This window comes from Kitasatospora sp. NPDC001225, from assembly GCF_053597855.1.
Genome location: NZ_JBSFJC010000445.1, coordinates 1 through 1,462, shown reverse-complemented (window position 1 = coordinate 1,462; position 1,462 = coordinate 1). Strand labels below are relative to the sequence as shown.

1 protein-coding gene and 1 pseudogene are annotated in these 1,462 nt (G+C 72.1%); one reads left to right on the top strand and one right to left on the bottom strand.

The window, feature by feature from the left end:
* Nucleotides 1-357 (bottom strand): annotated as a pseudogene (locus ACWDCZ_RS41335) (hypothetical protein); the annotation flags it as partial.
* A gap of 161 nt (nucleotides 358-518) precedes the next feature.
* Between ACWDCZ_RS41335 and ACWDCZ_RS41330 the strand changes: the two are divergent.
* Nucleotides 519-1,462, top strand: a 944-nt coding sequence (locus ACWDCZ_RS41330) for a cytochrome P450 (RefSeq protein ID WP_449818722.1), incomplete at its 3' end; no start/stop codon positions are given.

The window sequence follows — 1,462 nt, the reverse complement described above, 5'->3', positions numbered from 1 at the left end:
CACGCTCCCGGACCACCCCCACACCTCGCCGGACCACCCGGACCACCCGGCGCACCCCGCCGCCCCGCCCCAGCGGGAACCGGGCGGCCGGGTCTGGACGGCCTCGGTGAGCGCCTCCAGGGTGCCGGTGTCCCGCAGGGTGAAGAACTCCAGAATCCTACGGTGGCGCAACTGGCCCGGCAAGCAGCCGAATTCGGCTGCCATCGCGCGGTTGACGATCAGGATCTGCCCGCCGAACTCGCACACCGCGATGGGCATCGGCACGTGGTCCATCAGCCGCAGCGCCCGGTTGCGCCAGATCACCGCCGGGTCCAGGCGGCCGCCCGGCAGGGGGGCGCAGTCCTCGGTCGGTCGCATCGGTGGTTCTCCTCTCCGGGGCCAGGGCTGACGGTTCGTGGGCAAGCCCGTCGGAGCCCCTGGTACTACACAATCATGTAGTGATCGGGGTCCGACGTTCCGCCCGGTGGGCGCACAGTGGTGGAAGACCGAAGTTTCCTGCCGTGGGAGGGGCCACAGCGATGACCGAGACCGTGGAGAGCACGACCGAGGGCCAGTGGACGGCCGAGGACGGGTGGACGGACGGCGGCGAGCGGGCGGACGGGGCCGGGAGCGGTCGGGCCGTCCCCCTGGTGGACATCTCGTCGGCGCCGCCGATCGCCGCCCCGATGCTGCGCACCATGGAACTGGCCAGAGAGCACGGCCCGGCCTTCGTCCAGCGGCTGCACGGCCGGGACAGCCTGATCGTCAGCGGGCTGGAGCTGGTCGAGGAGCTCGCCGACGAGACCCGGTTCACCAAGTCGATCGGCCCGGGCCTGGAGAACGTCCGCCAGTTCACCGGCGACGGCCTGTTCACCGCCTACAACGACGAGCCCAACTGGGCCCGGGCGCACGACATCCTGATGCCGGCCTTCGCGCTCGGCTCGATGCGCACCTACCACCCGGTGATGCTGCGGGTGGCCCGCCGGCTGGTCGACTCCTGGGACCGCCGGGAGGCCGCCGGACTGCCGGTGGACGTGCCCGGCGACATGACCCGGATGACCCTGGACACCATCGGACTGGCGGGCTTCGGCTTCGACTTCGGCTCCTTCGAGCGGGACGAGCCGCACCCCTTCGTCGAGGCGATGGTGCGCTGCCTGGGCTGGGCGATGAACAGGCTCACCCGTGACCCGGAGGCCGACCACCGCGAGCGGGACACCGCCTTCCGGGCCGACGCCGACTACCTGGCCGCCGTGGTGGACGAGGTGATCGCCGCCCGCTCCGCGGAGGGAACCGCCGGGGAGGGAGCAGTTGGGGAGGGCGAGCAGGCCCCGGCCGAGGACCTGCTGGGCCTGATGCTCGGCGCGGTCCGCCCCTCGGACGGGACCCGGCTGGACGCCGAGAACATCCGCAACCAGGTGATCACCTTCCTGATCGCCGGCCACGAGACCACCTCGGGCGCGCTCTCCTTCGCGATGTACTACCT